Origin of the sequence: Bordetella bronchialis (genome assembly GCF_001676705.1) — a bacterium.
GTDB lineage: Bacteria > Pseudomonadota > Gammaproteobacteria > Burkholderiales > Burkholderiaceae_B > Bordetella_C > Bordetella_C bronchialis.
On record NZ_CP016170.1, the window covers coordinates 3,887,325 to 3,904,902 of the forward strand.

The following is a 17,578-nucleotide window of genomic DNA, read 5'->3' on the forward strand; positions in this document are numbered from 1 at the left end:
CGCGGCTCCGCGGCGGCTACGGTACGCGGCAATGAATACGGGGCGCATCGCGCCCCGTATTCATTGCAGCGGCCACATGATGGCGCAGCGAGCCTCCTACAGCACCGCGTGCGCCTTCACATAGGCCTTCACCGCCTGCGCATCGCAGTCCATGATCTGCACGCGCTGGGGCAGCGATTCCAGGTCGGCCAGTCCCGCGGGCGGCGGCACCGGGCGGCCCAGCGCTTCCTGGATGGTGTCCGAAAACTTGGCCGGCAAGGCGGTTTCCAGCACCAGCATCGGCACGCCCGGCTCCACGTACGACCGGGCCACCTTGACGCCGTCGGCCGTGTGCGGATCGATCAGCACACCGGCCTCGTCGTAGGTGGAGCGTATGGTGGACAGCCGGTCCGCATGCGTGCTGACGCCGCCGACGAATCCGTATTCCGACTCGAAGGAAGGCTGCATGGCGGACAGGTCGAACTGGCCGGTTTCCGCGAGCTCGCGCCACAAGGCCTGCACGCGTGCCGCGTCGCCGCCCATCAGGTCGTAGACGAAGCGCTCGAAGTTGGACGCGCGCGAGATATCCATCGACGGGCTGGACGTGGCATAGGTATCCACCGCCGAACGGGGGCGGTAGATACCCGTGCGCAGGAATTCCTCCAGCACGTTGTTCTCATTGGTGGCCAGCACCAGGCGGCGCACCGGCAAGCCCATGCGGCGGGCGATATGTCCGGCCAGGATGTTGCCGAAGTTGCCGGACGGCACGGCGAAGGACACCTGCTGGTCGGCTCGCGTGGTGGCGCGCAGCCAGCCGTGGATGTAGTACACCACCTGGGCGGCAATGCGCGCCCAGTTGATGGAATTGACCGCGCCCAGCCGGCAGGCCGACTTGAATTCCAGGTCGCCGGCCAGCAGCTTGACGATGTCCTGGCAGTCGTCGAACACGCCGCGCACGGCAATGTTGTGGATGTTCTCGTCCTGCAGCGAATACATCTGCGCGCGCTGGAAGGGGCTCATGCGTCCGTGCGGCGACAGCATGAACACGGCCACGCCCTTCTTGCCGCGCAATGCGTATTCGGCCGCCGATCCCGTGTCGCCGGAGGTGGCGCCCAGGATATTGAGCGTGGTGCCGCGCTTGGCCAGCACGTATTCGAAGACCTGGCCCAGGAACTGCATGGCCATGTCCTTGAACGCCAGCGTCGGGCCATCCGACAGGCCCAGCAGGCTCATGCCGCCGGCCAGCGGCCGCACCGGCACGATGTCCTCGCTGCCGAACACCTTTTGCGTATAGGCGGCGCGCGTCAGGGCGTGCAGGTCGTCGGCCGGAATATCGTCGGCGAACAGGCGCAGCACTTCGAAGGCCAGGTCGGCGTAAGGCAGGCCGCGCCAGGCGGCCAGCGTCTCGGCGGACAAGCGCGGCAGGACCTGCGGGACGGCCAGCCCGCCATCGGGCGCCAGGCCCTCGAGCAGGATGTCCGAGAAATCCTGCGGCGCCATGCCGCCGCGCGTGGATACGTACTTCATGACAGGCTCTCCATGCGGATGCGCGTGACCCGTGAGCGCACGAAGGGCAAGCCCTCGATGCGGCCGATGGCGGCATTGACCTGGCCTTCCACGGCCTGGTGCGTGAGGAAAATGATGTCCGCGCCGCCGATATGCGACGGCTGCTGGATCATGGACCCGATGGATATGCGGTGCTCGGCCAGGATGCGGGCGATATCCGCCAGCACGCCGGGCTGGTCATCCACCCGCAGCCGCAGGTAATAGGATGTCGACACCTGATCGATGGACAGGATGGGCGTATCCGACATGGCATCCGGCTGGAAGGCCAGGTGCGGCACGCGGTTGCCCGGATCGGCGGTATGCAGCCGGGTAACGTCCACCAGGTCGGCCACCACGGCCGAGGCCGTCGGCTCTTCGCCGGCGCCCTGCCCGTAGTACAGCGTGGGCCCGACGGCGTCGCCGCGCACCAGCACGGCGTTCATGGGACCTTCCACATTGGCCAGTAGGCGCTCGGCCGGGATCAGGGCCGGATGCACGCGCAGTTCTATCCCGTCGGGACGGCGGCGCGTCATGCCCAGCAGCTTGATGCGGTAGCCCAGGCGTTCCGCGTGGGCGATGTCTTCCTGGGCCAGCGTGGAGATGCCCTCCACGTAGGCCTTGTCGAACTGCACCGGCACGCCGAAGGCCAGCGAGGCCAGCAGCGTCAGCTTGTGCGCGGCGTCCACGCCTTCGACGTCGAAGGTGGGATCGGCCTCGGCATAGCCCAGGCGCTGCGCCTCGGCCAGGACTTCCGCGAAGGGCTGCCCGCGCGTGCGCATTTCGGAAAGAATGAAATTCGTAGTGCCGTTGATGATGCCCGCCACCCACTCGATGCGGTTGGCCGTCAGGCCTTCGCGTATGGCCTTGATGATCGGTATGCCGCCGGCCACCGCGGCTTCGAAGGCGACCATGACGCCCCGCGCGGACGCGGCCGCGAAGATCTGGTTGCCATGCTTGGCCAGCAGCGCCTTGTTCGCCGTGACCACATGCTTGCCCTGGGCGATGGCTTCCAGCACCAGTTCGCGGGCCAGCGTGTCGCCGCCGATGAGTTCGACGACGATATCGATATCCGGATTGCGCACCACCTGGTACGGATCGGTGGTCACGACCGCCGCGTCGCCGATGCGGCCGGTGGCCTTGGCGGCATCGCGCACCGCCACGTGGGTCACTTCGATGCGGCGCCCCGCGCGCCGCGCGATTTCTTCGGCGTTGCGCGACAGCACGGTAAAGGTGCCACCGCCGACCACGCCCAGGCCCAGCAGGCCTACCTTCATGGGATTCATTTCAGCAATCCGTCCTTGCGGAACATTTCCTTGATGCCGCGCACGGCCTGGCGCGTGCGCTGCTCGTTTTCGATGAGCGCGAAGCGCACATAGTCGTCGCCGTATTCGCCGAAGCCGATGCCCGGCGACACGGCCACCTTGGCGTCGGCCAGCAGCCGCTTGGAAAATTCCAGCGAACCCAGCGCCTTGTAGGGCTCGGGGATCTGCGCCCAGATATACATGGACGCCTTGGGGATTTCGACGTTCCAGCCGGCCTCGTGCAGGCCGCGGGCCAGCACGTCCCGGCGGCTGCGGTATTGCTCGACCACCTGCTTGACGCAGTCCTGCGGGCCGTCCAGCGCGGCGATGGACGCCACCTGGATGGGCGTGAACGTGCCGTAGTCGTGGTAGCTCTTGATGCGGGCCAGGGCATGCACGAGTTCGCGGTTGCCCACCATGAAGCCGATCCGCCAGCCGGCCATGTTGTAGCTCTTGCTCATGGTGAAGAATTCCACCGCCACGTCCCGGGCGCCCGGCACTTGCATGATCGACGGCGCCACGAAGCCGTCGAAGCAGATGTCGGCATAGGCCAGGTCATGCACCACCAGGATGTCGTGCTCCTTGGCCAGCGCCACCACGCGCTCGAAGAAGCCCAGGTCCACGCATTGCGCGGTGGGGTTGCTGGGGAAGCCCAGCACCATCATCTTGGGCTTGGGGATGGATTCGCGCACGGCGCGCTCGAGTTCCTCGAAGAAATCCACGCCCGGCGTCATGCGCACCGAGCGGATATTGGCGCCGGCGATCACCGCGCCATATATATGGATGGGGTAGCTGGGATTGGGCACCAGCACGGTGTCGCCCCGGTCCAGGGTGGCCAGCATCAGGTGGGCCAGCCCTTCCTTGGAGCCTATGGTGACGATGGCTTCGCTGTCCGGGTCGATTTCCACGGCGTAGCGGCGCTGGTACCAGTCGGAAATCGCCTTGCGCAGCCGCGGAATCCCCTTGGATACCGAATAGCCATGGGTGTCCGGCCGGTTGGCGGCCTCGACCAGCTTATCGACGATATGGCGGGGGGTGGCGCCGTCCGGATTGCCCATGGACATGTCGATGATGTCCTCCCCGCGCCGTCGTGCCGCCATTTTCAATTCGGCCGTGATATTGAAAACGTAAGGCGGCAGGCGCTCGATGCGCGAGAAGTTCCTCATAACGGGAATCCTTGATGCGGGAAGGGATTTTAGGGGCTAACCCGATAATCTAGCCGAAGGCGGGCAACCCGGCAAATGGCAGGGAAAATCCCATTTTCGGGCGTGTTGAGCGCGCAACATGCAGCCATTGCGATGCGCTATCATCCGCACAACAAGCCGGAGTCCTTATTGAAGCTGCATACTGAGCCTGCGTCGGCCCTGAATACCGTGACCGCCTATGGTGACGGTTATATCGAAGTCAACCAGGTACGATTTTCCCACGCGGTCGCCTTCGGGCCCGAAGGCGCGGTCGCCGAATGGCCTGTGAAGGCGGCAGAACAGATCACCTCCGCGCTATTGCGCCAGGCCGCCGGCCTGCCCGAACCGGTCAGCGATCCGCTCGCTTTCCTGGACGAGCCCGATACCGCGCCCGCCCTTCCGCCCAACGCCCCTGAAGTCCTGCTCATCGGCACCGGCAGTCGCCAGCGCTTCCTGCGCCCCGACGTGCTGCGTCCGCTGCTGGCCGCCGGGATCGGCATCGAGACCATGGACACGCAGGCGGCCGCCCGCACCTACAACATACTGATGTCGGAAGGCCGACGCGTCATCGTCGCGCTGATCCCCACCGGAGAATCCCAAGAATGAAGCCGATCATAGGCAAACCGGCCCCCCTTTTCACCGCTGACAGCACGATCGGGCCGATCAGCCTGGAGCAATGCCGCGGCCGCGCCGTGGTGCTGTATTTCTATCCCAAGGACAACACCCCCGGCTGCACCACCGAAAGCCAGGATTTCCGCGACCTGCACGAAGACTTCCTGGCGGCCGGATGCGTGGTGGTCGGCATTTCCCGCGATTCCCTCAAGTCGCACGAAAACTTCCGCTGCAAATACGAGCTTCCTTTCCCCCTTATCACCGACCCCGACGAAACCGTGTGCAATCTGTTCGGCGTCATCAAGCAGAAAAACATGTATGGCAAACAGGTGCGCGGCATAGAGCGCAGCACCTTTTTGATCGATGCCTACGGCCTGTTGGTGCAGGAATGGCGCGGGGTCAAGGTTCCCGGCCACGCCAAGGAAGTCCTGCAGGCCGCCAAGAGTATCGGTTGACCGTATTCCCGTAGTCCCGTCAGGCGATATTGCCGGCCCCCCAAGGAGAGTGACTCCATGCCGCTTCCCAAGTTGCCCACCCGTCCCGCCGCCATCCTGACCTTCCCTTCGGGCGACGCCGCCCGCGCACCCGCGGCACGCGCCGCCAAACCCCAGGCCGCCCGGGCGGAACCCGAAGAGGTCGTCCAGCCGCAGCTGGCCGGCATCTCGGCCCCGCCCGCGGCCGCCCCCCGCAAGTCCACCGCGCGCAAGGAGCCGGCCGGCAAGACCGCCGCCGCCCCCAGCGCGGCCACCCCCGCCGCGCCGGCCTTGCGCCCGGCGCCGGCCCCCGCGGCCGCGCCCGCCCCGGCCCGCAAGACCCGCGTTCGCGCCGAAACCGGCGTGCGCAAGCTGTTCGTGCTGGACACCAACGTGCTGCTGCACGACCCGACGTCGCTGTTCCGCTTCGAGGAACACGACATCTTCCTGCCCATGATGACGCTGGAAGAACTGGACCACCAGAAAAAGGGCATGTCGGAAGTCGCGCGCAACGCGCGCCAGGTCAGCCGTTCGCTGGACGCCCTGGTCAGCGATACCGTCAAGCTGGACGAAGGCCTGGCGCTGGACTCCCTGGGCAACAAGGACGCCAGCGGGCGCCTGCTGCTGCAGACCACCGCCATCCACAGCACGCTGCCGTCCGACCTGCCCATGGGCAAGGCGGACAACCAGATCCTGGGCGTGGTGCGGGCCCTGCAGGAAAAATATCCTCAGCGCGAGGTCGTGCTGGTATCCAAGGACATCAACATGCGCCTGAAGGCCCGGGCGCTGGGGATGGCGGCCGAGGACTACTTCAACGACCACGTCCTGGAAGACTCCGACCTGCTCTACACCGGCGTGATGCAGCTGCCGGAAGACTTCTGGAACAAGCACGGCAAGGACGTGGAATCCTGGCAGCAGGGCGGCACCACCTTCTACCGCATCAGCGGGCCGCTGTGCGCGCAATTCGTGGTCAACCAGTTCGTGTACTTCGAAGGCCAGATGCCGCTCTACGCCCAGGTGCGGGAAGTCAGCGGCAAGACGGCGGTGCTGGCCACGCTGCGCGACTACACGCACGGCAAGAACAATGTGTGGGGCATCACGGCGCGCAACCGCGAACAGAACTTCGCGCTGAACCTGCTGATGAATCCGGAGTGCGACTTCATCTCGCTGCTGGGGCAGGCCGGCACCGGCAAGACCTTGCTGGCGCTGGCGGCGGGACTGACCCAGGTGCTCGAGACCAAGCGCTACACCGAGATCATCATGACCCGGGTCACCGTCCCGGTGGGCGAGGACATCGGTTTCCTGCCCGGCACGGAAGAAGAAAAAATGCTGCCCTGGATGGGCGCACTGGAAGACAACCTGGACGTCCTCAACATGGGCGACGGCGACGGCAACGGCGATTGGGGCCGCGCCGCAACCATGGACCTGATCCGGTCTCGCATCAAGGTGAAATCGCTCAATTTCATGCGCGGCCGCACCTTCCTGAACAAGTACCTGATCATCGACGAAGCGCAGAACCTCACGCCCAAGCAGATGAAAACGCTGGTCACCCGCGCGGGCCCCGGCACCAAGGTCATCTGCCTGGGCAACATCGCGCAGATCGACACGCCTTATCTCACGGAAGGCAGCTCGGGCCTGACCTATGTGGTGGACCGCTTCAAGGGCTGGCCGCATTCGGGCCACGTCACGCTGCAGCGGGGCGAGCGCTCGCGGCTGGCCGACTATGCGGGCGACGTGCTGTAGCGCCCGCGGGATCCGCGCCCGATGAACGCACGCGCCGCGATCCTCCAGGAGCCCGCGCCATGAATCCGGTCCTGCCCGTCGGCATCACCATGGGCGACGCCGCCGGCATCGGCCCGGAAATCGTCGTGCAGGCGCTGGCGCAGGGCCTGGCCGCCCCCGCCATCGTCTACGGCGATGCGGGCACCTTGCGGCGCGCCGCGCAACTGCTGGGCGCGCGTCTCGACATCGAGGAAATCCCCTCGGCCGCGCAGGCCAGCCCGCGGGCGGGCGCCATCCAGGTCGTCGCCTGCCATCCCCCCTTGCCCGTGTTGCCGCCCGGCCAGGTCCATGCCCAGGCCGGGCGCGCCGCCTATGAATACGTGTGCGCCGCCATCGACGACGCCATGGCGGGACGCATCCGCGCGATAGTCACCGCGCCCCTGAACAAGGCGTCCATGCATGCGGGCGGCATCGACTATCCCGGCCACACCGAGATCCTGGCCGAGCGCAGCGGCACCCGCGACTTCGCCATGATGCTGGCCAATCGAGAACTGCGGGTGCTGCTGGTCACCATCCATGTGGCGCTGGCCGATGTGTTCGCCCGTATCACCAAGGAAGCGGAACTGCGCGCCATCCGGCTGGCCCATGCGGCCTGCCGCCGGATGGGGATCGATCGTCCGCGCGTGGCGGTGGCCGGCCTGAACCCGCATGCGGGCGAAGAAGGCAAATTCGGGCGCGAGGAAATCGACATCATCGCGCCCGCCATCCAGGAAGCCCGGCGGGAAGGCCTGGATGCCAGCGGCCCCTGGCCCGGGGACACTATCTTCATGCGGACGCGGCGCGGCGATTTCGACATCGTCGTGGCGCAATACCACGACCAGGGCCTGATCCCGGTCAAATACCTGGGCGTGGAAGAAGGCGTCAATGTCACGGTGGGCCTGCCCTTCGTGCGCACCAGCGTCGACCACGGCACCGCCTTCGACATCGCGTGGCAAGGCGTCGCCGATCCGACTTCCCTGGTCACCGCCTTCGACCTCGCGCTGGCGATGACGCCGGCATGACCCGCACGGTTGACAGCGACTTGAAAGTTCCGCGCATGCACGGCGGTCTACAATAGGCCCGGTCTCAAGTTCCTTCATTCCGGCCGGCTGGCGCTGTTGGCGCGTGGCATGACCGTCCTCCGTCGCAGCACCATGAAACGCCTCAGTCGCTTTTTGCCGGACCGCTTTCTGCTGTTCCTGGTTACCACCGTCCTGATCGCCAGCTTCTTTCCCGCCCATGGCAAGGGCGTTCCCCTCTTCAACGCCATCACCGACATCGCCGTCGGCTTGCTGTTCTTCCTGCATGGCGCACGCCTGTCGCGCGAGGCCATCCTGGCCGGCATCACGCATTGGCGCCTGCACAGCCTGATTTTCACGACCACCTTCATCCTGTTTCCGATCATCGGCCTGGTGCTCAAGCCGGTGCTGATGCCCCTGGTCACGCCGCAGTTGTACCTGGGCATCATGTTCCTGTGCTGCCTGCCCGCGACCGTGCAGTCGGCCATCGCCTTCACGTCCATGGCGCGCGGCAACGTGCCCGCGGCGGTGTGCAGCGCGTCGGCATCCAGCCTGCTCGGTATCTTTATTACGCCGATCGCCGTCGGCGTGGTCGTGGTCAACGCGGGCAGCGCGCCGGTGTCCTTCGATGCGGTGGTCAAGATCATGCTGCAACTGCTGTTGCCCTTCATCCTGGGCCAGGCATTGCGGCGCTGGATCGGCGCCTGGGTGCACAAGCGCAAGAGCCTGCTGAAGATCGTCGACCAGGGCTCCATCCTGCTCGTCGTGTACACGGCCTTCTCCGAAGCCGTCAACGAAGGGCTGTGGCACAACACCCCCATCCCGGCCCTGCTGGGCCTGATCGTCGCCTGCGGCGTCATCCTGGTGGCCGCCTTGCTGGTCACCGCGCTGTTCGGGCGCATCATGCATTTCAGCGTTCCGGACCGCATCACGCTGCTGTTCTGCGGATCCAAGAAAAGCCTGGCCAGCGGCATCCCCATGGCCCAGGTGCTGTTCGCGGGACAGGCGGTGGGCGCCATCGTGCTGCCGCTGATGATGTTCCACCAGATACAGCTGATGGTGTGCGCCATGCTCGCGGGGCGCTTCGCCAAGCGCGAAGGCGACGAGGGCCAGGGCCAGGGCGAGGACTGATCGCCGTGACGGCCGCGCCGCTGTAAAGTGCCTGACACGCGGCCGTCACCCACCCGACATGAAGCTCATGCATGCTGGCCCCTGCCCACCGCCCGTGGGCGCTTCCAGGGTCCGCCAGCATGAATCGCACCACGTACGCCTGTATCCTGCGCGCCTGCGCGCCCGCCCTTGCCTTCCGCGCCCTGCTGCGCGGCCGATCCGACGCGATGCAGGGCGCCGCGCTCTGGGAGCGTTTCGGCTTCGGCTACGCCCTGCCGCCCAGCGGCGTGGCTCCCGTCTGGATACACGCGCCGGCCCTGGCCGAAACCCGCGCCGCGCCGCCGCTGGTACACAGGCTGCTCGAGCGCCGCTGGCCCGTGATCCTGACCCACACCGAGGCCGCCGGCCGGCGCGAAGGGGCACGGCTGTTCAGCCCGGCCATCGAATCCGGCCATTTGCGCCAGGCCTGGCTGCCCTACGACACCCCGGGCGCGTGCCGGCGCTTCCTGGAAGAAATCGCGCCGTCCTGCGGCATCCTGCTGGAACGTGACGTCTGGCCCACCATGGTCCATGAAGCGAAGGCACGCGGCATCCCCATGGTGCTGGCCAGCGCCCGGATGTCCGAACGTTCCGCCAGGCGGGGGCGCTACGCCGGCCGCGTCCTGCGCGAAGCCTACGCCGGCCTCGACCGCGTGCTAGCGCGGACCGAACAGGACGCGGCCCGGCTGCGCCGCTGCGGCGCCCGCGACGTAGCCGTCTGCGGCGGCCTCGGATCGGACATGCCGAACCCTGGCGACCCGATCGCCGCGGTCCCGCGCGACGCCGCGGCGCGCGCCGGCGCGGTGGACAGCATCGTGCGCGACATATCGCAATTGCTGGCGGAACGCCGCATCGTTCCCGGCAAGGTGGGCGCGGTTTCCCACAGCGTGCCGGCCCTGCAGTTCCTGCTCTAGCCGCCGGCGGCTCCCTCTCGCCCATGTGGGCATTCATCGCCGCATGGGCTGCCAGTACGGGCCCGTGAACATCAATGGAACGGAAATCGCCAGTGCGTTGAACGCAATGAGCGATCCGCTGGTCGGCGAGGGCAATAAGGCCGACCGGCCAAGGCAGGACGGAGAGGTCCCCAGCGCCGGTCCGCATTGGACCTGGAAGTAATCCACGCCCCGGGCGCCGGCGGGCTTGTTGAACGCCACCGACACGAAAGCCGTCAGGCCCTCGGTGTCATAGATCTCCGTGTAGCGGATGAAAGCATCGATATCGCCCGTCGTCCGGTGCTGCGTGTACCGCCATTCGATGAAGGCCAGGCAATTGCCGCCCACCGTGATCTGCACGCCGACCAAGGGCCCGCGCCTGACATCGAAGGTCGCGGGACCTGGATTGGTGACGCAGCCCGAATACCGGGTTCGTGCCATGGTATAGGTTTCAAAAGAGGAGTTTCGCCAGAGGAATTGCCGCTGCTCGATCTTGTTATCGGGAAACTGGGCCTGGACGTTTCCGAACCCGCCGGTCCCGGCCAGCAGGATGGCGATCTTGAGGTACATCCATGGTCGCCGCAGGGGCCGCCCGAGCGGCAACGATGCCCGGCGCGCAAGGGCGGCCCTGTCGGGGGTAGGCATCGCGCTTCTCCTTCAGGGAAGCGATACGATCCATCACCCGTCCCCTCGCAGCAATAGCGGCACCGGCGGCATTACGTCCCGATGCCTGGGTCCGGCGACCTTCGCGGCCGAGCTCGCGAGCCGGCATCGCGCCTTGGCAACGCGGTCGCATGCCTCGCGCCGGGGACGTGCGCCCGCGACCCACGGAATGCCGGCCGATAGACTTGATCACACGAAATTACGCAGCCAGGCGTGACCGCCGCTTGGAACGCATCGCTTGTACGGGAAACGAATGCCTCTCTCCTTTTCCGAAGGCAAAGAAGATGACCAACGTGTCGACCGCTTCCCCGCTGAATATGTCCCAGGCGAACCTATCGCCCCCATCCGCGCAATCACGTAGCGCACTTCCGGCGCAACCGGCCCGGGAGAGCAATGCGGCGCGCGGCGCGGCCGATGCGTTCGAGGCCTATGCCCCGCATTGCCCGCCCCCCACGCGGGCAGCGGCATCGGGCGGCGTCATCGAGGTAGGGCCGGACGACACCCTATGGAGCATCGCCGGGTGCCGGCTTTGGATGGGAGCGAGCGCGCACCAGATCGTCGCCTCGCTGGTCCGGGCCAACCCGGACGCGTTCGAACCGGACCGCGGCTTCGGACCCCACCATAAACGCCTGAAGCCCGAGACGACGCGTCTTATCCTGCCGCCGGCGGCCGATATGCGTGCATTGGACAATAAGGAAGCGGCGGACATCTGCGCCTCGATCGTCCCGGGCGAACAGAATCTCCGCCGGCTGCTGCCCGAAGACCAGGAATGGGTCTTCGGCGACGATACCCTGGAACGCATCGCCAAGCGCCTGGACGTGGCCGGCGCGACGCTAAACCAGAAAATGGTCGCGCTGTTCGAGGCCAACCCCACGCTGTTCGATCACGGCAATATGAACCATCTTGAACGCGCCAAGGTGATCACCATGCCCAAGGCGCGGGATGTCCTGGCGATCGATGAGCAGTCAGCGGCGAGCACGGTATCGGATCACCGGAAGCGCCTGGCGCCTTCCGCCCAGCATCCTGCCGCGCGGATACCGGGATAACGCCTGCTCACCGAAGATTACGCCGCGCCCGGCAGCACGCGCGAAGAAGCGGCCATTAAGATCGGCTACGGTGATCCGGACGAAGGCTGTCCATGCGGCCCGGGCAAGTGCTTCGGCGGCGGCCGAGGGCAGCGGCTCACCGGCCGACGCACACACCCGCGCGCATCAAGCGCCGCCCACAACCCGCCACAGGCAGCCACAATGAAGGTCTATCGACGGTCTACAGTCCTGGTCTTCCTGGCGCTTTTCTTCTCGTCTTCCGATGCGGCGTCGACCATCAATATCTTCTTCAGCAACGATACGCCGTTCGACTTCACCATCAAGCCAAGCGCGGCCAATTACTGCATAGACGACTTCGATACGGAGCCGTTCACCCTTTCTTCACGAGGGAATCGCACTTACTACGCGACCGTGCAGGACGATTGCGACAACGCCAACATCACATTCGACTATTCGCAAACCTACAATCCCGTACCCGCCGAAAACGCCCGCGCGATCATTGGCACGCTGACGTACCAGCATTTTCAGCAGGGCGCGGATTGGAAGGCGGAACTGCACATGCAACTGACGCCGCCTGTCGCCGATCCGAAGCTGGTCTTGTTCAGGACCGCGTGTGGGGACAAATTCCTGTATTGCGGGAGCGCGCCGGTGACACTGCCCTCCAAGAATTTTTTCGCCAGCTTCACCGTCATCCCCGTGGTGGTCACGTGGGGACTTGGCGCGCTGACTCGCTAGCGCGGCGCCTGAAGCGCGGCAAGCGCGCGGCGCGAGGCCGCGGCGTATCAATACTGTGTGCCGGCGGTAAAGTTCAGGAAGCGCGTGCTCATGCCCTGGAAAGTCAGGCGCACGGTGCCGATGGGACCGTTACGCTGCTTGCCGATAATGATCTCGGCCGTGCCCTTGTCGGGCGAATCGGGGTTGTAGACCTCGTCCCGGTAAATGAACAGGATCACGTCCGCGTCCTGCTCGATGGCGCCGGATTCGCGCAGGTCGCTCATCACCGGCCGCTTGTTGGGCCGCTGTTCCAGGCTTCGGTTCAACTGCGACAAGCCGATCAGCGGGCAGTTCAGCTCCTTGGCCAGGCCCTTCAGCGAACGGCTGATTTCAGAGATTTCCGTGGCGCGGTTTTCGCTGCCGCCGCCACCGTTTCCGGACATCAGCTGGATATAGTCGATGATGATCAAGCCCAGCTGGCCGCATTGGCGTGCCAGCCGGCGCGCGCGCGCGCGCACTTCCATGGGGCTCAGCGCGGGCGTCTCGTCGATGTAGACCTGCGCATCCTGCATCAATTGCACGGCGTGCGTGACGCGCGGCCAGTCCTCCGCGATAAGCTTGCCGGTCCGCATGCGGTGCTGGTCCAGCATGCCGACGGAGCCCAGCATACGCATCGCCAGCTGCACGGCGCCCATTTCCATGGAGAACACCGCCACCGGCAGGCCCTGCTCGATGGCGACGTGCTCGCCGATGTTCATGGAAAACGAGGTCTTGCCCATGGAGGGCCGGCCCGCCACGATGACGAGGTCGCCGGGCTGCAGGCCGGACGTCATCTTGTCCAGGTCGGTGAAGCCGGTGGGCACGCCCGTCACGTCGGACTCGGTATCGCGGTGGTAGAGCTCGTCGATGCGTTCCACCACCTGCGTCAGGAGCGGCTGGATCTCCTGGAAACCCGCCGCCCCGCGCGCGCCTTCCTGCGCGATCTTGAACACCTTGGACTCGGCTTCGTCCAGGATCTGGCGGGCTTCCTTGCCCTGCGGGTTCAGGGCGGCGGCGGCAATCTCGTCCGAGATGGTCACAAGCTTGCGCAGCGTGGCACGCTCGCGGACGATCTCGGCATAACGGCGGATATTGGCCGCCGACGGCGTGTTGTGCGCCAGGGAATTCAGGTATGCGATGCCGCCGACATCGTCGGACTTGCCGGCGCTGACCAGCGATTCGTGCACCGTGATCACATCGGCCGGCCGCGCCAGTCCGATCAAGCGGGCGATATGCTGCCATATCAGGCGGTGGTCGTGCCGATAGAAGTCCTCTTCTATCAACACGTCGGCGATGCGATCCCAGGCGGCGTTATCCAGCAGCAGGCCGCCCAGCACGGATTGCTCCGCCTCGATCGAATGCGGCGGAACGCGCAAATAGTCGAGCGTACTGTCGGCTTGGGAATTCATAGGTTCATTCATGGTCGCAACGTATCGGCAACACGGAAAAATCCCTGGATATCGCGCGACGGCAACCAGCCCAGCAGCGGCCGCAAGGGCCAGGCCACCCCGCGCAGGAACCGGCCCAGCCGCAGCAGGCGGGCGCGCACTTCAGGATCCGGATTGACCTCGAAGTACGACGCCAGCATAACCTGTCCCAGCCGGGGCATGATGGCCACCGCCAGTTTGCGCATCGACAGCACCGAGGCCACCATCTGGAACAGGTCGTAGGCCTGGGCCAGCGGCGGGGACAGGGCCTCGCCGATGTTCTCTTCGAAATCGATGCGCCACATCTCGTCGCCGCGCATGGTCAGGTTGCGGATCTGCGCCCCGCCGTGGCAAAAGCCGCGCTTGTGGAATTCGGCCAGGTCGCGGCCCGCCTGCGCCGCCAGGGCGATGCGGCGCTCGTCGCTGCCATGGCGCATCAGGGCATTCAGATCGGTGCCCACGTGCTCCAGCACCAGCAGGCCCGGTTCGTGGTACCAGATATCCGGCACCCGGCAATCGGCCTGGCGCAACTGCCGCAAGCGTTCGGCTTCGTAATCCACCCCATTGCGTAGCAGGACGCGGGGATTGGGGAATTCACCCAGGACCAGCCGGCAACCCAGGGCCAGCAGCGCCGCGCGGGCATAGCGCAGCGCATAGCTGACGGCCCCCCGCACGCTGGCACGGCGGTATTTCACCACGCACCAGACCCCGTCGATCCTGACTTCGTCGACGGGCGGCAAGGGCGTCTGCTTGGCCCGCGCCAGCCAATCGCGCAGGCCAGGGGGCGGATTGTCGTGTTCAGGCGACGACGTCAAGCGCGGACCTTCGATAAAGGGACGTAAAAGGACGCGCCGCCCGGCGCGCCAGGATCCGGCGGCGAAAAAAAGCCGGCACCAGGCCGGCTTTTTTGTTGCCGTATGCGGACGGGCGTATGCGATGCGCGCCCCGCGCACCAGGCGGCGGGGAAACGCACAGCCCCGGCAGCGCGAGGGGCATCAGGCGATGTCGCCCTCGACCACCACGGTGATTTCCGCCACGACGTCGGCGTGCAGCCCGACTTGCACCGGGTATTCGCCGACAGCCTTCAGCGGGCCGGCGGGCAGGCGGACGTTGGACTTTTCCACCGATTCGAAACCCGCCTTGTGCAGGGCTTCCATGATGTCGGCGCTGGTCACCGAGCCAAACAGACGGCCGTCGACGCCGGCCTTCTGCTGGATCTTGACCTGCTGGCCGTTCAGGCGCTCGCCCACGCTTTGGGCCGCGGCCAGCTTTTCAGCCTGGGCCTTTTCGAGTTCGGCGCGACGCGCTTCGAACGCTTCCAGGACCTTGGGCGTGACGCGCTGGGCCATCTTCTGGGGGATCAGGTAATTGCGGGCGTAACCGTCACGAACGCGGACTTTGTCGCCCAGATTACCCTTGCCGGGGACTTTTTCGAGCAGGATCACTTCCATGGCGATCTCCGGATCAATTGTGGTTGTCGGTGTAGGGCAACAGCGCCAGGAAGCGCGCGCGCTTGATGGCGGTGTCCAGCTGGCGCTGGTAGTGCGCCTTCGTGCCGGTCAGGCGGGCCGGGATGATCTTGCCGTTTTCCTGGATGAAATCGCGCAGCGTATCCAGATCCTTGTAGTCGATCTCTTCCACGCCGGCCGCCGTGAAGCGGCAGAACTTGCGGCGCTTGAACAGCGGATTCTGCTGCGTGAACTTGCGTTTTTCCTTGCGCTTACCGAAGAAAGCCATGATGTGCCTCTTGAATTTGTCCGGGTACGTCGACCCGTAATCCTTGCCTATGCAGGGGTTCCCTGCCCGTCGTTCCTGTGCCGGTGTCCGCGCGGCCCTCAGGCCACCAGCGGATCCTGGCCGGCCGGCAACCTGACCACGCGCTGCATATGCAGCTTGAGCTTGACCGCGCCCTGGCGGACCGGTGCCAGGAAGCCTTGCACCTGCAGCGATGTGCCGAGCTGGATATCGGCCAGCATCAGCGCCAGATCGCCCATCGCCACTGCCTGTATCGTCAGCTCGACGCGGCGCGGATGGCCTGCCTCGATGACTTCCGATGCATGTTCCAGCAGCATTTCCAGTACGGGAATGCCGGCCGGGGTGTGGCGCAGCGGTTCTCTTTCAAGAACCTGGGCGCTCAACGCTGTTTCATTCATCGCTTGCCGGGCGCGCCGGTTTGCCGATACGGCGGGCGGAACGTCCTGCCGTGTGTGTGATCCGGTTACTCAGCCGGCGTGGCAGCCGCTTCCGCGGACGCCTTGCGGGCTTCTTCACGCTCGACCGACTTCATCATGATCGACGGGCCGGTCTGGGCCTTCTTGGTCTTGATGACCAGGTGGCGCAGGACGGCGTCGTTGTAGCGGAAGGAATGCTCCAGCTCGTCCAGGGTGGACTGGCTGCACTCGATGTTCAGGCACACATAGTGGGCCTTGACCAGCTTCTGGATGGGATAGGCCAGTTGGCGGCGGCCCCAGTCTTCCAGGCGGTGCACGGTACCGCCCTGGCCCGTGACCAGCGCCTGGTACCGCTCGACCATGGCGGGCACCTGCTCGCTCTGGTCGGGATGGACAATGAACACTACTTCGTAGTGACGCATGGGTAAAACTCCTAGTGGATGTCCCGTGGGACAGCCCGCCGCGCTACACCGCGGGCGCCATCCAACATGCCGGGCCGGATTGCCACGGCGATTTGCCGCGCCAATGCCACGCTAATGCCACGCCAAATCGCATGTCGAATGACAGCCAACCGTGATAGACGGTCGAGCAGGAAAGCTTTCGATTATCGCCGGAATTGCCTGATTGTGCAAGCGCACAATACTCAGAGGCGGGCCGGGCCTTCGCCTTCCACCACCGCATAGGCGGAATGGTTGTGGATGGACTCGAAGTTCTCGGCCTCGACGCGGTAGCGCGCCACGCCGGCGCGCACCGACAGGCGTGCGGCCACGTCGCGCACCAGGTCTTCGACGAACTTGGGATTATCGTAGGCGCGTTCGGTGACGAATTTTTCGTCCGGGCGCTTCAGCAGGCCCCAGACCTCGCAGGAGCCTTCGTCCTCGATCAGCCGGATCAACTCGTCGACGCCGACCTCGTCGCCGATCAGGGCCGTCACGGTGACATGCGAACGCTGGTTGTGCGCGCCGTATTCCGATATCGCCTTGGAACAGGGGCAAAGACTGGTCAGCGGTACCTGGACGGTCAGTTCGAATTCCACCTGGTTGCCGGCGGCGCGGGCGGTCCACTGGATCTCGTAATCCATCAGGCTTTGCACGCCCGACACGGGCGCCGACTTATTGATGAAGTACGGGAACGCCGCCGTGATGTCGCCGCGCTGGGCATGCAGCAGGGGCAGCATTTCGCGCGCCATGGCGCGGAAGGCGGCCGGCGTCATGGGCGTGCTGCGGTATTTTTCCAACAAGGCGACGAAGCGGGACATGTGCGTCCCCTTTTCTTCCGCCGGCAGGGCGACCGTCAGCGTCCAGTTGGCCACCGTGGCCATGGCGCTGCCGTCGGCGGCCTGGACCAGCATGGGATGGCGCACCCCGCGTATGCCCACACGCTGGATAGGGATATGCCGCGTATCGGCCGAACTCTGGATGTCCGGCATGACGAGGGCGGAATCGATCGGGGAATTCATAGATCTGGCCTGTGACAAACGGCGCTTGAGCGCCGTCGCGAATGTCGATGGACGAGCATTATCGCCCAAGGGAATTTATCGGTGCGGGAAAACCCTTTTCCCGA

At 65.8% G+C, this 17,578-nt stretch carries 19 protein-coding genes; 8 read left to right on the forward strand and 11 right to left on the reverse strand.

Annotated elements, in window-relative coordinates; genetic code table 11:
- Window positions 1–96: 96 nt before the first annotated feature.
- From thrC to alaC, 3 genes are read right to left on the reverse strand one after another with little or no spacing between them, the layout of a single operon-like run.
- Window positions 97–1,506 carry a threonine synthase gene (gene thrC, locus BAU06_RS17160; RefSeq protein ID WP_066352620.1) on the reverse strand — a complete coding sequence of 470 codons (1,410 nt, stop codon included), beginning with the start codon at window positions 1,504–1,506 and terminating at the stop codon, window positions 97–99.
- Complete coding sequence (locus tag BAU06_RS17165; protein ID WP_066352622.1) at window positions 1,503–2,807, reverse strand: homoserine dehydrogenase; 1,305 nt, start codon at window positions 2,805–2,807, stop codon at window positions 1,503–1,505. The genes thrC and BAU06_RS17165 overlap by 4 nt, the downstream gene beginning before the upstream one ends.
- A complete protein-coding gene (gene alaC, locus BAU06_RS17170; protein ID WP_066352624.1) occupies window positions 2,804–3,991 on the reverse strand; it encodes an alanine transaminase in 1,188 nt (395 codons plus the stop codon). The genes BAU06_RS17165 and alaC overlap by 4 nt, the downstream gene beginning before the upstream one ends.
- 168 nt (window positions 3,992–4,159) lie before the next feature.
- Between alaC and BAU06_RS17175 the strand changes: the two genes are divergently transcribed.
- The 6 genes from BAU06_RS17175 (at window position 4,160) to BAU06_RS17200 (ending at window position 9,937) form a co-directional block, all read left to right on the forward strand.
- Complete coding sequence (locus BAU06_RS17175; protein WP_066359264.1) at window positions 4,160–4,615, forward strand: Mth938-like domain-containing protein; 456 nt, start codon at window positions 4,160–4,162, stop codon at window positions 4,613–4,615.
- Entirely contained in the window at window positions 4,612–5,076 is a 465-nt protein-coding gene (locus BAU06_RS17180; RefSeq protein WP_066352629.1) for a peroxiredoxin, read from the forward strand. The genes BAU06_RS17175 and BAU06_RS17180 overlap by 4 nt, the downstream gene beginning before the upstream one ends.
- Before the next feature lie 57 nt (window positions 5,077–5,133).
- Entirely contained in the window at window positions 5,134–6,837 is a 1,704-nt protein-coding gene (locus BAU06_RS17185; protein WP_066352631.1) for a PhoH family protein, read from the forward strand.
- Window positions 6,838–6,896: 59 nt separating this feature from the next.
- Window positions 6,897–7,877, forward strand: a complete 981-nt coding sequence (gene pdxA / locus BAU06_RS17190; protein WP_066352633.1) for a 4-hydroxythreonine-4-phosphate dehydrogenase PdxA — start codon at window positions 6,897–6,899, stop codon at window positions 7,875–7,877.
- A gap of 132 nt (window positions 7,878–8,009) precedes the next feature.
- On the forward strand, window positions 8,010–9,005 hold the full coding sequence (locus BAU06_RS17195) for a bile acid:sodium symporter family protein (protein WP_066359266.1): 996 nt from the start codon (window positions 8,010–8,012) through the stop codon (window positions 9,003–9,005).
- Between the two features lie 119 nt (window positions 9,006–9,124).
- Entirely contained in the window at window positions 9,125–9,937 is an 813-nt protein-coding gene (locus tag BAU06_RS17200; protein WP_066352634.1) for a glycosyltransferase N-terminal domain-containing protein, read from the forward strand.
- 33 nt (window positions 9,938–9,970) lie between these two features.
- Here BAU06_RS17200 and BAU06_RS17205 read toward each other — a convergent pair whose 3' ends face one another.
- Entirely contained in the window at window positions 9,971–10,525 is a 555-nt protein-coding gene (locus BAU06_RS17205; RefSeq protein WP_066352637.1) for a hypothetical protein, read from the reverse strand.
- A gap of 377 nt (window positions 10,526–10,902) precedes the next feature.
- Between BAU06_RS17205 and BAU06_RS17210 the strand changes: the two genes are divergently transcribed.
- Window positions 10,903–11,664 (forward strand): FimV/HubP family polar landmark protein, encoded by a 762-nt coding sequence (locus BAU06_RS17210; RefSeq protein ID WP_066352638.1) that lies wholly within the window; start codon window positions 10,903–10,905, stop codon window positions 11,662–11,664.
- A gap of 201 nt (window positions 11,665–11,865) precedes the next feature.
- Complete coding sequence (locus tag BAU06_RS17215; protein ID WP_066352642.1) at window positions 11,866–12,399, forward strand: hypothetical protein; 534 nt, start codon at window positions 11,866–11,868, stop codon at window positions 12,397–12,399.
- 47 nt (window positions 12,400–12,446) lie between these two features.
- Here the strand turns inward: BAU06_RS17215 and BAU06_RS17220 are convergent, their stop codons facing one another.
- The 7 genes from BAU06_RS17220 to folE2 form a co-directional block, all read right to left on the reverse strand.
- On the reverse strand, window positions 12,447–13,826 hold the full coding sequence (locus BAU06_RS17220) for a replicative DNA helicase (protein ID WP_066352646.1): 1,380 nt from the start codon (window positions 13,824–13,826) through the stop codon (window positions 12,447–12,449).
- 8 nt (window positions 13,827–13,834) lie between these two features.
- The gene (locus BAU06_RS17225; RefSeq protein ID WP_066352654.1) at window positions 13,835–14,659 is read right to left on the reverse strand and encodes a BUD32 family EKC/KEOPS complex subunit; all 825 of its coding nucleotides are present in this window, start codon (window positions 14,657–14,659) and stop codon (window positions 13,835–13,837) included.
- A 180-nt stretch (window positions 14,660–14,839) separates the two neighbouring features.
- A complete protein-coding gene (rplI, locus tag BAU06_RS17230; RefSeq protein WP_066352661.1) occupies window positions 14,840–15,295 on the reverse strand; it encodes a 50S ribosomal protein L9 in 456 nt (151 codons plus the stop codon).
- Window positions 15,296–15,308: 13 nt separating this feature from the next.
- Entirely contained in the window at window positions 15,309–15,581 is a 273-nt protein-coding gene (rpsR, locus tag BAU06_RS17235) for a 30S ribosomal protein S18 (RefSeq protein WP_066352664.1), read from the reverse strand.
- A gap of 98 nt (window positions 15,582–15,679) precedes the next feature.
- Window positions 15,680–15,997: a primosomal replication protein N gene (gene priB / locus BAU06_RS17240; RefSeq protein ID WP_066352670.1), complete on the reverse strand. Its 318-nt coding sequence runs from the start codon at window positions 15,995–15,997 to the stop codon at window positions 15,680–15,682.
- 65 nt (window positions 15,998–16,062) lie between these two features.
- On the reverse strand, window positions 16,063–16,437 hold the full coding sequence (gene rpsF / locus BAU06_RS17245; protein ID WP_066352678.1) for a 30S ribosomal protein S6: 375 nt from the start codon (window positions 16,435–16,437) through the stop codon (window positions 16,063–16,065).
- Window positions 16,438–16,658: 221 nt separating this feature from the next.
- Window positions 16,659–17,474, reverse strand: a complete 816-nt coding sequence (folE2, locus tag BAU06_RS17250; protein WP_066352680.1) for a GTP cyclohydrolase FolE2 — start codon at window positions 17,472–17,474, stop codon at window positions 16,659–16,661.
- Window positions 17,475–17,578 lie beyond the last annotated feature (104 nt).